This is a genomic window from Palleronia sp. LCG004, from assembly GCF_032931615.1.
Taxonomy (GTDB): domain Bacteria; phylum Pseudomonadota; class Alphaproteobacteria; order Rhodobacterales; family Rhodobacteraceae; genus Palleronia.
Map to the genome: position 1 here is coordinate 614,467 of NZ_CP136759.1, position 13,543 is coordinate 628,009.

The 13,543-nt window shown below is 63.6% G+C and carries 12 protein-coding genes; 5 read left to right on the plus strand and 7 right to left on the minus strand.

Annotated features, from left to right (window positions below; translation table 11 throughout):
* Positions 1-24: 24 nt before the first annotated feature.
* Both RVY76_RS02875 and fdhD read right to left on the minus strand, forming a co-directional pair.
* Positions 25-2,088: an NAD(+) synthase gene (locus RVY76_RS02875; protein ID WP_317375709.1), complete on the minus strand. Its 2,064-nt coding sequence runs from the start codon at positions 2,086-2,088 to the stop codon at positions 25-27.
* A gap of 96 nt (positions 2,089-2,184) precedes the next feature.
* Positions 2,185-2,994: a formate dehydrogenase accessory sulfurtransferase FdhD gene (gene fdhD, locus RVY76_RS02880; RefSeq protein ID WP_317375710.1), complete on the minus strand. Its 810-nt coding sequence runs from the start codon at positions 2,992-2,994 to the stop codon at positions 2,185-2,187.
* A 124-nt stretch (positions 2,995-3,118) separates the two neighbouring features.
* Between fdhD and RVY76_RS02885 the strand changes: the two genes are divergently transcribed.
* The 4 genes from RVY76_RS02885 (at position 3,119) to RVY76_RS02900 (ending at position 7,837) form a co-directional block, all read left to right on the plus strand.
* Positions 3,119-4,867: an Ldh family oxidoreductase gene (locus RVY76_RS02885; RefSeq protein ID WP_317375712.1), complete on the plus strand. Its 1,749-nt coding sequence runs from the start codon at positions 3,119-3,121 to the stop codon at positions 4,865-4,867.
* A gap of 46 nt (positions 4,868-4,913) precedes the next feature.
* Positions 4,914-5,909: a sialic acid TRAP transporter substrate-binding protein SiaP gene (locus tag RVY76_RS02890; RefSeq protein ID WP_317375714.1), complete on the plus strand. Its 996-nt coding sequence runs from the start codon at positions 4,914-4,916 to the stop codon at positions 5,907-5,909.
* Positions 5,910-5,988: 79 nt separating this feature from the next.
* A complete protein-coding gene (locus tag RVY76_RS02895) occupies positions 5,989-6,555 on the plus strand; it encodes a TRAP transporter small permease (protein ID WP_317375715.1) in 567 nt (188 codons plus the stop codon).
* A gap of 4 nt (positions 6,556-6,559) precedes the next feature.
* Complete coding sequence (locus tag RVY76_RS02900) at positions 6,560-7,837, plus strand: TRAP transporter large permease (protein WP_317375716.1); 1,278 nt, start codon at positions 6,560-6,562, stop codon at positions 7,835-7,837.
* Positions 7,838-7,849: 12 nt separating this feature from the next.
* On the opposite strand, the gene RVY76_RS02905 is transcribed toward RVY76_RS02900, so the two are convergent.
* Complete coding sequence (locus RVY76_RS02905; RefSeq protein ID WP_317375717.1) at positions 7,850-8,617, minus strand: SDR family oxidoreductase; 768 nt, start codon at positions 8,615-8,617, stop codon at positions 7,850-7,852.
* Positions 8,618-8,681: 64 nt separating this feature from the next.
* On the minus strand, positions 8,682-8,900 hold the full coding sequence (locus tag RVY76_RS02910) for a hypothetical protein (protein WP_317375718.1): 219 nt from the start codon (positions 8,898-8,900) through the stop codon (positions 8,682-8,684).
* Positions 8,901-9,068: 168 nt separating this feature from the next.
* On the opposite strand from RVY76_RS02910, the gene RVY76_RS02915 reads away from it, so the two are divergent.
* On the plus strand, positions 9,069-9,629 hold the full coding sequence (locus RVY76_RS02915) for a fasciclin domain-containing protein (protein WP_317375719.1): 561 nt from the start codon (positions 9,069-9,071) through the stop codon (positions 9,627-9,629).
* Positions 9,630-10,025: 396 nt separating this feature from the next.
* On the opposite strand, the gene RVY76_RS02920 is transcribed toward RVY76_RS02915, so the two are convergent.
* From RVY76_RS02920 to parE, 3 genes are all read right to left on the minus strand, one after another.
* Positions 10,026-10,958 (minus strand): IS5 family transposase, encoded by a 933-nt coding sequence (locus tag RVY76_RS02920; protein WP_317373939.1) that lies wholly within the window; start codon positions 10,956-10,958, stop codon positions 10,026-10,028.
* A gap of 106 nt (positions 10,959-11,064) precedes the next feature.
* Complete coding sequence (locus RVY76_RS02925; protein WP_317375720.1) at positions 11,065-11,583, minus strand: hypothetical protein; 519 nt, start codon at positions 11,581-11,583, stop codon at positions 11,065-11,067.
* On the minus strand, positions 11,576-13,528 hold the full coding sequence (gene parE, locus RVY76_RS02930; RefSeq protein ID WP_317375721.1) for a DNA topoisomerase IV subunit B: 1,953 nt from the start codon (positions 13,526-13,528) through the stop codon (positions 11,576-11,578). Before parE ends, RVY76_RS02925 begins: the two co-directional genes overlap by 8 nt.
* Between the last annotated feature and the right edge of the window lie 15 nt (positions 13,529-13,543).

The following is a 13,543-nucleotide window of genomic DNA, read 5'->3' on the forward strand; positions in this document are numbered from 1 at the left end:
CGACTGTCGCAATGCGAAAGGGTCTCAGGGTTCCTCTCGTGGGACCGACCGGCGAAGCTCCTCCCGCCAGAGCGCGGCGCTCGCATCGGATGGCGCGCGCCAGTCTCCACGGGGGGAGAGAGCACCGCCGCTCGACACTTTCGGACCGTTCGGCATGGCCGACCGTTTGAACTGGCTGAACCCGAAGAAGCGCGAGACGAACACGTCGAGCCACTTCGCAATCTCTTCCAGTTCGTAGCGGCGTTTCTTCTCTTCGGGAAAACCGATGGGCCAGGACCCCGCATCGACGTCGCGCCAGGCATGCCAGGCGAGGAAAGCGACCTTAGATGGCGGCAGCCCGTAACGCAGAATGTGGAAGAGGAAGAAATCGTGCAGCTCGTAAGGGCCGATCTTCTCTTCGGTGGACTGGATTTCCTCTTGTTCGGTAGCGGGGACGAGTTCGGGTGATATCTTCGTCGCAAGGATCGCCTCGAGCACGGCATCGGTATTGGGGTCGAACTGATCCGTCGCGACTGTCCAGCGGACAAGATACTGGATCAGCGTCTTCGGGATGCCCGGATTGACCGCGTAATGGCTCATCTGGTCACCCACTCCATAGGTGCACCAGCCCAGCGCCAGCTCCGAAAGGTCCCCGGTGCCGATGACGAAACCCCCGTGCTGGTTCGCAAGCCGGAACAGGTAGTCGGTCCTGAGCCCCGCTTGCACGTTCTCGAACGTCACGTCGTAGACCGGTTCCCCGTTAGCGAAAGGGTGGCCCATATCGGCGAGCATCTGCCGTGCGGCGGGCCGGATGTCGATCTCTGCCGCCTCGATCCCCAGCGCGCGCATGAGGGTCCAGGCGTTGCGTTTCGTCTCCTCGCCCGTCGCGAAGCCCGGCATGGTGTAGCCAAGGATCGTGCTGCGGGGCAGGCCGAGCTTGTCGCAGGTCTTGGCCGCCACGATCAGCGCATGTGTCGAATCGAGCCCGCCCGACACGCCGATGACCATTCGGCCGCCGCCGGTCGATTCGAACCTTCGGCGCAAGCCCTCGACCTGGATGTTGAACGCCTCGTAGCAGTCGCGGTCGAGATGGGTTTGCCGGTTCGGCACGTAGGGAAAACGTCTGATCGGCCGGACGAGGCCCGCATCGGTCCAATGCGGCCGATGCTCGAACGCGACCCGGCGAAAACTTCGCCGCATGTCTTCGCCCGAATCGGCGAAGGTTCCGGTCCTCAGCCGCTCGTTCTCGATCCGCTGCGTGTCGATATCCGCGATGCAGAGCTCTGGCTCGAGGGAGAAGCGCTCCGATTCCGCCATGAGGTCGCCGAGCTCGTAGATCGCGCCCTGTCCGTCCCAGGCGAGGTCAGTGGTACTTTCGCCCGGTCCGGCCGCCGAATAGGCATAGGCCGCCATTGCGCGGCTCGATTGCGCGCGGCAAAGCATGTGCCGCTCGTCCGACTTGCCGATCGTGATGTTCGAGGCCGAGAGGTTCGCGAGGATCAGCGCCCCCGACAATGCCGCTTCGGAGGAGGGCGGGATTGTCGCCCAGTAATCCTCGCAAATTTCCACGTGGAAGACGAAGTTCCTGAGGTCCCGCGCCTGAAAGATCAGATCGCTGCCGAAGGGCACCTCGGCCCCGCCGAGGCGCATCGTCGTATCGCGCATCTTCCGGCCATGCGCGAACCACCGCTTCTCGTAATATTCGCGGTAGTTCGGAAGGTAGGATTTGGGCACGACGCCGAGGATCTTACCGCGCGAGATCACGATGGCGCAATTGTAGAGCCGCCCCTCGTGGCGGAGTGGTGCGCCGATCAGGAGGACGGGGGCGAGCTCACGGGTCTCGACCACGATTTCGGAAAGCGCTGCTTCGACGGCGTCAAGTAGTGCGCTCTGCATGTGCAAGTCGTCGATCGCATAAGACGACAGGCAAAGCTCGGGGTAGACGAGCAGATCCACCCGCGCCTCGTCTCCGCGTCGCGCCTCGGTCACGATGGCGTCGCGGTTGAACTTAACATCCGCCACCCGCACGGAGGGCGTGCTGGTGGCCACGCGGACGAAGCCGTGCCGGTGCAGCGCCTTGAAATGCTCGGGTCCGGTCCGGTCGTTCATTCAGTCCTCCATCCGCAATACCCTGCGTTCCGTCCGGAACGTCCGGTACATGCCGTTTTCGTCATTGGCCCGAACGCGAGGTCGGCTCCGTCTGTTTCAATCTGGTTCACGCGTGATCCGTTCGGGATGGGCATAAAGGTCGAACCCCGTGCCTCGGGCCCCCGCAACCAGCGTAATGCCTGCGGCTTCGGCCGCGTCCACGGCTTGCGCCGTCGGGGCGGACACTGCGATCAGGATCGGAATGCCCGACATGGCGGCCTTCTGGACCAGCTCCAGCGACAGGCGGCTCGTCATCACGGCGGCACCGCTCGCCGGATCCACGCCGCTCCGCAAGAGCGCCCCCACGAGCTTGTCGAGTGCGTTGTGCCGACCGACATCCTCGCGAGCGAGGACGAGCCCGCGCCCCGGTACCAGGAACCCTGCCGCATGGCTTGCCCGCGTCACGTCCTGGAGCGGCTGCATCGCGCGCAGCGCTTCGGTTGCGCCTTCCGCCTCGCCGTGGCCAAGCCGCAGGTCCGACACGATCCGGGGCAGGGGGCGGGTCGCCTCCGAGAGACTGTCGATCCCGCAAAGTCCGCACCCCACAGGGCCCGCCATGCGCCTCCGCCGCGCTGCGAGGATGTCGGCCCGGCCCTCGTCCAGCCAGAACCGCGCCTCGATCCCGCTGTCGTGCGCAACGATCTCGCATTCCTCGACATCGTCTAATCCGCCGATGAAGCCCTCGGTCAGGGCGAATCCATGGGCGAAGTCCGTCAGGTCCTCGGGCGTCGCCATCATCACGGCCTGTGTCGTGCCGTTGCACACGATGGCGACGGGCACCTCGCGGGCGAGTGCTCGTGTCGTTCGCTCAGCGCCGTCTCGGCGCAAGTGCAGCGCATTTGTCTTTCGTATGGCGTCTTCGGTCATCGTCCTGCTTCCGGAATCCGTCCACCCCTTGGCCAGCAGCGGCACACAGTCAAGCCCAGAGACCGACACAGACGGGCTTGCGTGAAATGATATATGATATACGGTTTTACTTGGGGGAGGATGAATGGTGCAAATTTCACTATCTGGCGAAGGGGGCGAGCGGCAGAAATTATCGGCACGCGCCCACGACGCCATCCGCGAGCGCATCGTCTACGGGGAATTCGAGCTTGGCCGCGTACTGCGCGAGGCGGAGCTTTCGGACGCGCTCGGCATGAGCAAGAGCCCGATCCGCGAGGCGCTCGTCCAGCTTCAAAACGAAGGCCTCGTCGAGATGTCGGCGAACCGGTCTGCCCGCGTCTTCACGCTGGAACCCGGCGACATCACCGCATTGGGAGAAATGCGCGCGCTTCTCGAAGGGCAGGCGATCCGCCTCGCGGTAGAGAGCGACGGCGACGCGCTCGCTCGTGCGCTCGCTCCGCTGGTGCAGGAGGGGGCCGAGGCCGCCGCGGCCGGCAACCGGGAACTCTGCTCGCGCATCGACCAGAATTTTCATCAGGCCCTCTTCGAGGCCTGTGGCAATCGCTATCTCATGCAGACCTACCAAGTGCTTGCCTCGCGCATCCAGTCTCTGCGTGCGAGGCTCGCGCGCGAACGTGACCGCGTCGGCAAGGCGGTCGATGATCATCGCGCCGTGCTCGAGGCCGTGCGCGAGGGCGATGCCGACATGGCCGAGCGGATCCTGCGCCGACATATCGACGACAACACCGAAGCCTATATCGCCTGGGTAGGACGCCCCGCGGACGAGACTGCACCGCGACGCGTGGCGCTTGAGGAAATCGAGCGCTTCACCCGCGCCGCGACGGCCGCGATCGGAGCGGAAGACGCCACGGCCGAGGCGATGATCCGCGCGCTGGGCCACGCCTCACTGCACGGCGTCGACACCCACGGCTACCGATTGCTGCCGCATTATCTCGAAGGGCTCGAAAAGGGTCGGCTGAACCGTCACCCCGATCTGCGTCTCATCGCCGGAAAGGGAGCGGTCGCAGTTCTTGACGGGGGCGACGCGCAAGGGGCGCGTGCGACCTACGAAGCGGTCGATCGGGCGCTGGACCTTGCGCGCACACACGGGATCGGTGCCGTCGCGATCCGTGGATCGTCGCATTTCGGCGCGGCGGGTGCCTATGCCACGGCAATCGCCGAGGCCGGGATGGTAGGGCTCTGCGTGTGCAACTCGGACCCGTTCGTGCGCCTTCACGGCGGGGCGGAGCGGTTCCACGGCACGAACCCCATCGCCTTCGCCGCCCCCGCGGGCGAGGGGCAGCCGCCCTGGCTTCTCGATATGGCGACCAGCGCCATTCCCTTCAACAAGGTCCAGCTCAGCCGCGCGCTTGGCATCGAACTGCCCGAGGGCACGGCCTCGGACAGGAACGGGGTCGACGTGACCGCGCCCGCCCTGTCGGACATGCTGGCCCCGCTCGGGGCGGCCTTCGGCTACAAGGGCGCGGGCCTCGCAGGTGTCTCCGAGATCCTGTCGAGCGCTCTTTCGGATGCACCGCTCAGCCGCGAGATCGCCCCGATGATCTCCGATGACATGGCGACGCCGCGCGGGCTCGGGGCCTTCGTGCTGGCGCTCGATCCCGAGGCTTTCATGGGACGTGCCGCGTTCGAGGACGTCGTGCACCGCTATCGCGAGGGCATCCGCGGCTCGGCCACGGCTCCCGGCGGCACCGTCATGGCGGCGGGCGACCGCGAATGGGCCGAGGCGCGCAGGCGCAGACGCGCGGGCATCACGCTCGACCCCACGGCCGTTGCCGCACTCGCGGCCTTCGCGCAGAGATACGATATCGTGCCGCTCGATCACGGCCCGGGATAGGGTCCGGACGGCGAATTCAGGTCTGAAAATCAGGGAGGAGCAGACCATGACGACACCCACCACGCTCAGAATCGCGCTTGCAGCCACCACGGCCATCGGGCTCGCCACACCGCTAGCCGCGCAGGAGGCCGAGCGCACGCTCAGCTGGGCGCATGTCTACGAATCGAACGAGCCGTTCCAGACTTGCGCCGTGGAGGCCGGCAAGCAACTCGTCGATGCAACGGACGGACGCCTGGGGATCGAGGTCTTCCCGGCATCCTCGCTCGGCAAGGAGGTCGACATCAACGAGGGCCTCGGGCTCGGGACCGTCGACATCATCTGGACGGGCCAGCTCTTCGCCGGTCGCGCCTACGGTCCGATCGCCATCGGCGGCGCGCCCTACATGTTCCGCGATTATTCCCACTGGGAACAGTTCCGCGACAGCGATCTCTTTACGGAACTCGCGCAAGGCTACGAGGACGCGACCGGCAACCATCCGATCACGCTCGCCTATTACGGCGCGAGGCATGTCACGTCGAACAACGAGATCTCGACCCCAGAGGACATGCAGGGCATGAAGATCCGCGTGCCGAATGCACCGCTCTACATGATGTTCCCGCGCGCGGTCGGTGCGAACCCGACGCCCATCGCCTTCGCCGAGGTCTATCTCGCGCTGCAGCAGGGCACGGCCGACGGTCAGGAAAATCCCCTGCCGACGATCCAGGCCAAGAAGTTCTACGAGGTTCAGTCTTACATCAACCTTACGGGCCACATCATGGATTCGCTTCTCGCGATCGTGGGCGGTCCGACCTGGACCAGCCTCGACGAGGCCGACCAGCAAGAGCTCACGACCGTGATCGAGGGCGCGGCGGAATGCGCGACCGAGACCATCCTAAAATCCGAGGAAGAGCTCGCCGCCTGGTTCGAGGAGCAGGGCACGGCCGTCGTGGAGGTCGACATCACCCCCTTCCGCGAAGCCACGATGGAAATGCACAACGGTGACATGGCGACATGGGACCAGGAGACCTACGACCGTCTCCAGGCGATCGGTCAGGACGGCTGAACCTGCCCCGACGATGCCCGACCGGGACGCGACGTGAACGCGTTCCGGTCGATCCACGTCCTGTCCATGAGAGGTTCCGATGTCCCACGACCGTGCCGACGACCCGACGGAGACCCCTGTTGCGATCGAGGAGGACGAGATCGACCTCTCCGACATCAGCAGGCTAGACTATCTCGTCCTGACCATCTTCTGGGTGCTGGCCTTCGTGGTCTTCCTCCAGTTCTTCACCCGCTATGTGCTCAACAATTCCCTCGGCTGGACCGAGGAGATCGCGCGCTTCCTGCTTATCGTCGTGACCTTCACCGGCACGGTCATGGCCTCGCGCAAGAGCACGCATATCGCGGTCGAGTTTCTCTATCGCTGGGTGCCCTACACGATGCGACGGGTCGCGCAATTCGCCATCGACGTCATCTCGACCGCGTTCTTCGCGATGATGACGTGGCTCTGCGTGCAGCTTGCCGGACGTACGAACCAGCTCATGGTCTCGATCGAGGTCCCGAAAAGCGTCATCTACTACTACGTCGCCGCCTGCTTCGCGGGCATGACCTTATACACCGCATGGAACCTCGTCCTGCATCTCAGGACCGGCACCAGCCGCCTGATCGACCCAGAGGCCTATGCCGACGAATCGCGCACGATGGAATGACCACATGACAATCACGCTTCTCTTCGTCATCCTCTTCGTCTTGCTGTTCTTCGGGGTGCCGGTGGCGATCGCACTTGCCGGTGCTTCTATGCTCTTCATCATGGCGGGGCCGATCCCGCCGATGGTCGTCGCACATCGCGTCATCAACGGCGTGGACAGCTTCCCGCTCCTCGCGGTGCCGTTCTTCATCCTTGCGGGCAACCTCATGAACACCGCCGGCATCACCGAGAGGATCTTCGGCTTCGCGCTCAGCCTCGTGGGCTGGATGCGCGGCGGCCTCGGCCACGTGAATGTGGGCGCTTCGGTCATTTTCGCGGGCATGTCGGGCGCGGCCGTCGCCGATGCGGGCGGCCTCGGGGCGATCGAGATCAAGGCCATGCGCGACGCGAATTACGATCCGGGCTTCGCTGTAGGGATCACCGCGGCCAGCTCCACGATAGGCCCGATCATCCCGCCTTCGCTGCCCATGGTCATCTACGGCGTCGTCTCGGGGGCCTCGATCGGTCAGCTTTTTGCGGCCGGCTTCATTCCGGGCCTCGTCATGGCGGCATCGCTCATGATCATGATCGCGATCTTCGCCCGGCGACGCAACTTCCCGCGCGATCAACCATTCCAGGTTTCGCTGCTCGCCCAGTCGTTCAAGCGTGCTTTCCTGTCGCTGCTGACGCCCGTCATCATCGTGGGCGGCATCCTGTCGGGGGCGTTCACTCCGACGGAAGCCGCCGTTGCGGCCTGCGCCTACGCCCTGTTCCTCGGGCTCGTCGTCTATCGCACGCTCACGTGGAAGCGGTTCCTGAGGGTCAGCTTCGACACGATCGAAACGACGGCCGTCGTGCTTTTCGTGGTGGGGGCAGCCGCGATCTTTGCCTGGATCCTGACTTCCAACCGCGTACCCGAAGCGGCGGCGGGGCTGCTACTGGCGCTGTCGGACAGGCCCTGGGTGATCCTGCTCATGATCAACCTGATCCTGCTGGCCGTCGGCTGCTTCATGGAGACGGTCGCCGCGATCACCATTCTCGTGCCGGTGCTGCTGCCCGTTGCAGTCGAGCTCGGGGTCGATCCAGTGCATTTCGGGGTCATCATGGTGCTGAACCTGATGCTGGGGCTGCTGACGCCCCCCGTGGGAATGGTGCTGTACGTGCTCAGCCGCGTCTCGAACGTCCCGTTCGAGCGCTGCGTGGTCGCGACAGCACCTTTCCTGATCCCGCTGGTCCTCTGCCTGCTGCTGATGACCTTCGTGCCGGCAATCACGATGTGGCTGCCGACACTGATCTACCGCTAGGGACCTTTCGGGTCAGGTGAGGGTCTGCGTATCCCCGCAGATCGAGATCGCCTGACCCGAGATCCCGCGCCCCAGGCGGCTCGCGAGATAGAGCGCCTGGGTCGCGATCTCCTCCGGCTGGACATAGTCGCGCATCGACGTGTTCGAGAGCGCCTGTGCCTCAATCTCGTCGAAGCTGCGGCCCTGCCTCTGGGCCTTGGCCTCCAGCACGCGACGCTGCCGCTCGCCCGCCACGATGCCGGGAAGGATGGCGTTCACCCGCACCCCTTCGGGTCCCAGTTCGATGGCCAGCGACTTTGTAAGGCCCACGACCCCCCATTTCGCGGCCGCATAGGGGGTCCGCATTCCGAAGCCCAGCCGCCCGGCCAGCGACGACAGGTTGACGATGGAGGCGTTTTCGCTCTGCCTCAGCGCGGCGACGGCATGGCGCGTCGCGTGGAACTGGCTGGTCAGGCAGATATTCAGGCACGCATCCCAGTCGGCGGGATCGATATCGTCGACATTCCCCGTGGGCCCCGCGATGCCGGCATTGTTGACCAGGCAATCGAGCCCGCCCATCGTGTCGATCGCGCTCGTCACGAAGCGTTCGATTTCGGCCGGTTCGCCCATATCAGCGGGGGTGCCGGTGATGCCCTCGGGCAGGGAGGACAGGGCCGCCTCGTCCACGTCGCAGACATGCACGATCGCCCCTTCGGCGGCGAAGCTCTCCGCGATGATCCGCCCGATGCCGCCGCCACCGCCCGTCACGATGACGCGCGCGCCCTTCAATCCCAGTTCCATGTCTCTCTCCCGGTTTGGATCCGGGATCGAGCCTACCGCCGATGGGGTCGGGCCAAAAGTGCCCTCAGCTTGCGCCGCCTTCGGGCTGCCCGAGGCTGCGCGCGGTCGGGTCGGTGCAGATCGCCTCGGCCACATCCTGCGCCACGGCGGCGGGCCGCTCGACGGGCGTGTCGCCCAGACAGGTGACGCGCCCCTCGCTCGTTTCGATCCCGACCTGCGTCGCGTCGCCCTCCGCCATGCAGGCGGCCAGGGTGAGGGGGAGGAGCAGTAGAAGGGGTCTCATGGGCCGGATCTCCGCAAGGGGCCAAGAATGCGAAGGATAGCGGCTCTGCGGCAAAGAACGAGTGCACCGGGGATAAATGTTTCGCCCGCGAAACATTTCACGCAATCAACACGTGGCTTATCTCGACGCTGCTCAGATGGCACCGTTCAAAAAATTGGGAGATACAAAATGCTTACCAAGACTTTTCTGACGACTGCCACGTTCCTCGCCACTGCCGGGTTCGCTCTCGCGCAGGACAATCCGATGGTCGGCGGTGCCGAGATGTTCCCCGACAAGACCATCGCCGAGAATGCCAGCCAGGCCGAGAACCTGACCACGCTCGTCTCGCTCGTCTCGCAGGCCGGTCTGGTCGACACGCTGTCGGGCGAGGGGCCCTTCACCGTCTTCGCGCCGACAAACGCCGCGTTCGACAAGATCACCGACGACTCGCTCGAGAAGCTCGGCAACAACCCTGATCAGCTGTCGCAGGTCCTGACCTGCCACGTCGTCTCGGCGAATGCCGACTCGACCGCGATCATGGGCATGATCGCCGATGACGGCGGCCGCCACCCGGTGCCGACCGTGGGCGGCTGCACGCTGACCGCCTATATGGACGGCGATACGCTGATGCTCGAGGACGAGAACGGCCGCACGGCATCCGTCATTCAGGCCGACGTGACCCAGTCGAACGGTGTGGTCCACGTCATCGACCGCGTGATGTTGCCCGCCGGTCAGGGCGAAGCCGAGTAATCCTCAGGCTAATCAATCGGACGGAAGAGGCCGCCGAAAGGCGGCCTCTGTTGCTTTGGCGAGACGTCACACCACCGGCTCCGGGTATATCATACTCGTTCTGTGGCCAGATCTCTCTAAATCATCTCCGCCAATGATGCCGGCCGCTCGACCAGCGTGTCGCCCAGACAGATGAGACCACCCCTCGCTCGCCTTGAGTGGCATTGCATTCTTCTACTCAAGTGGCGAAGTGCGAGGGGGAATAAAAAATTTTATAGGAAGCAGTTTATTAGAATTAATGCTTTCCCTGATAACGTGACGCGCTGTACAGGCACCTTAGAAAAAAAGCACTGATATTGGCACGGCATTGTTGCAGAACTCACGCTTGAGGCATGACTTCCCCTTCCCCCGCTGAGGTTATGCGACGCGAACGATCTCGGCAGTGCCGAGGGCATTGAAGCGGTTCATGAGTGCGACGCGAATGTGGATCTCGGCGGTTTGGCGGTCAGGGTCTCTTGCGGCTATGCGTTCGCCGAATGCTTTGAGGCATCGCATTTTCGCCTCCACGCGGCTGCGTGCGTGGTATCCGGTCCAGTACTTCCAGAATGCTCTGCCGTAATGCTTCGTGGCGCGCAGCGTCTCGTTCCGCGCCTTCGCTGCCGGGCCGTCTTCCTTCCAGGCGCGCCCGTTTCTCCGGATCGGGATGATCGGTGTGGCTTGCCGGTCGGCGATAGCAGCATGGCAGCGACGTGTGTCGTAGGCACCGTCGGCGGTCACCGTGCCGATCTGCTCGTCCTCGGGGATCTGGCCGAGTAGCTCGGGTAGGATCGGGCTGTCGCCATCGCGGCTTGGAGTGAACTCGACGGCCCGGATGTCGGAAGTGGCCGTATCCATGGCGAGATGCACCTTGCGCCACTGACGACGGCCTTGGGCGCCATGCTTGCGCGCCTGCCACTCACCGTCGCCGAGGAACTTGATGCCCGTGCTATCCACGAGCAAGTTGAGCGGGCCATCGGAGCAGCGATACGGGATCTGGACCGCCAAGGTCTTTTGCCTGCGGCACAGGGTGCTGAAGTCGGGGACGGACCAGTTCAGCCCCGCCAACCGGAGCAGGCTGGCCACCATACCGGCGGTCTGTCGCAAGGGCAGCTTGAAGAGAACTTTGACCGACAGACAAAACTGGATAGCGGCATCTGAGAAGACGGGTGGACGTCCGAGCCGACCTTTATGCGGCGCCAGCCAAGCCATCTCCCGGTCTATCCAGATCAGCATTGAGCCGCGCTTGCGCAAGGCAGCGTTGTAGCTGGACCAGTTCGTCGTGCGGTAGCGGGCGGGGGAAGGCTTGCTCATGCAGCCCGTCTAACCAACTGGATTCACGCTGTGAATCGCCCGCAGACAGAGTTCTGCAACAACGCCTATTGGCACTATCAAGAAACCTAGCCTTAAATACCAATTCTCAGTAATTGGAAAAGTCTAGATAGGGTCTGAATAGTTCGTTTATTCTTATCTCAGCATCGTTCAAATCATTTTTAAGAGCGTCATGTCTCTCACGTGTTTTTAGATCATAAGCGCTTGTTGCACTAACACTATTCAACTCCAGATTAAGCTCGGATAGATTAAAGATCTGTCCGATAAGGTGCCGGAGCGCATTCACTAAGTGTTCGCTGAATAGAAACTTAGAATACTCAACTTTCCAGTAACTTTCATTAAGGAAATTTCTGTCTTCGTGGGTAAGGTCTTTTCCAATTAAAAGCACAACTTTATACATAATTAGGTATATTTCCATCCTCTCTCTGTATAAATTTTGGCGTATATTCTCCTTGGTAATTTTGTTCTGTTGATAAGCAAAATAAGCAATTGCGAGGGCAAGCAACCCTTCTAATAGAAACGATAGATCGCTGCCGAACAGGTTAAACACAGTTGAGAAAAAACGTTCTAAGCCGTTGAGGATAAAAATCCCCCCGCCTTCAAACATCCAACTCCTCCACGAACTTTGCATTCGCTTGAATGTACTCAAACCGCATTTCTGGTTTCTTGCCCATCAGACGCTCCACCAGGTCTCCGGTCTCACCGGGCATCTCGTCCTCGATCTTCACACGGATGAGGCGCCGGGTGGCGGGGTCCATCGTGGTGTCCTTGAGGTCCTTGGCATCCATCTCGCCCAGACCCTTGAAGCGCGAGACCTCGACCTTGCCCTTGCCGCCGAGGCCCGATTTCAGCAGCGCGTCCTTCTCCTCCTCCGTCAGGCAATAGGAACGGCGCGCCCCCTGCGTCAGCCGGAAGAGCGGCGGGCAGGCGAGATAGAGGTGCCCCGCATCGATCAACGGCCGCATCTGCGCGTAGAAGAACGTCATTAGCAGCGAGGCGATATGCGCCCCGTCCACGTCCGCGTCGCACATGATGATGATCTTGTCGTAGCGCAGATCGTCGAGGTTGAACTTCGTCCCCATGCCCACACCCAGAGCCTGGCAGATGTCGTTGATCTCGGCATTGGACCCGAGTTTCGACGACGCGGCCCCCAGCACGTTCAGCACCTTGCCCCTGAGCGGCAGAAGCGCCTGCGTCTTGCGCTCGCGCGCCATCTTGGCCGAACCGCCTGCCGAATCGCCCTCCACGATGAAGAGCTCGGTTCCTTCGCGCGCCGAGGTCGAGCAATCGACCAGCTTGCCGGGGAGGCGCAGCCGTTTGGTCGCGGATTTCCGCTGCGTCTCCTTCTCGGCGCGGCGGCGCAACCGCTCCTCAGCGCGCAGGATCAGGTAGTCGAGGATCGCGCCGGCCGCCTTTGTATCGGATGCCAGCCACGTGTCGAACCGGTCGCGCACCGCCCGCTCGACCAGCCCCTGCGCCGCCGAGGTGGCGAGCCGATCCTTGGTCTGCCCCACGAATTCCGGCTCGGCGATGAAGCAAGAGACGAGCGCGCATCCCCCCGCCAGTAGGTCCTCGCGCGTGATGTCCTTGGCCTTTTTCTGGCCCGCGCGTTCGCCATGCGCCTTGATGCCCTTGAGGATGGCCGCCCAGAACCCCGCCTCGTGGGTGCCGCCCTCGGGCGTCGGCACCGTGTTGCAGTAGGATTGCACGAAGCCGTCGCGCGCCGGCGTCCAGTTGATCGCCCATTCGACCTTGCCGGGCGCATCGCGGAAATCCACGTTTCCGGTAAAGGGCGCATCGGCATAGGTTGACGACCCGCCCAGCGTTTCCTTGAGGTAATCGGCGAGGCCGCCGGGAAAGTGGAACACCGCCTCCTGCGGCATGTCCCCGTCCGGAATTGCGGATTTCCAGCGGATCTCGACCCCGGAGAAGAGATAGGCCTTTGATCTCACCATCTTCATCAGCCGTGCGGGCTTGAATTTCAGCGGCCCGAAGATCTCGGCATCGGGGTGGAAGGTGACGGACGTTCCCTTGCGGTTCGGCGCGGCCCCCGCATCGAAGAGCGGTGCGACCGGCTTGCCGCGTGAGAATTCCTGCGCCACCAGCTTGCGGTCGCGCGCGACCTCGACCCGTACGTGATCGCTGAGCGCGTTGACGACCGAGATGCCCACGCCGTGCAGGCCTCCGCTCGTCTGGTAGGCCTTGCCCGAGAACTTTCCTCCCGCATGAAGCGTGCACAGAATGACCTCCAGCGCGGACTTGCCGGGGAACTTCGGATGCGGGTCCGTGGGAATGCCACGGCCGTTGTCGCGGATCGTCAGGCTCAGATCGGCATGCAGCTCGACTTCGATCCGGTTGGCGTGGCCGGCTACGGCCTCGTCCATCGAGTTGTCGAGCACCTCGGCCGCGAGATGGTGCAGCGCACGCTCGTCGGTGCCGCCGATATACATGCCCGGTCGCTTGCGCACCGGCTCGAGCCCCTCCAGCACCTCGATCGAGGAGGCGTCGTAGGCCTCGGGCTGCGCTGCCTGGGGGAGGAGATCGTCGGCCATGGGGCTGCTCGCCTT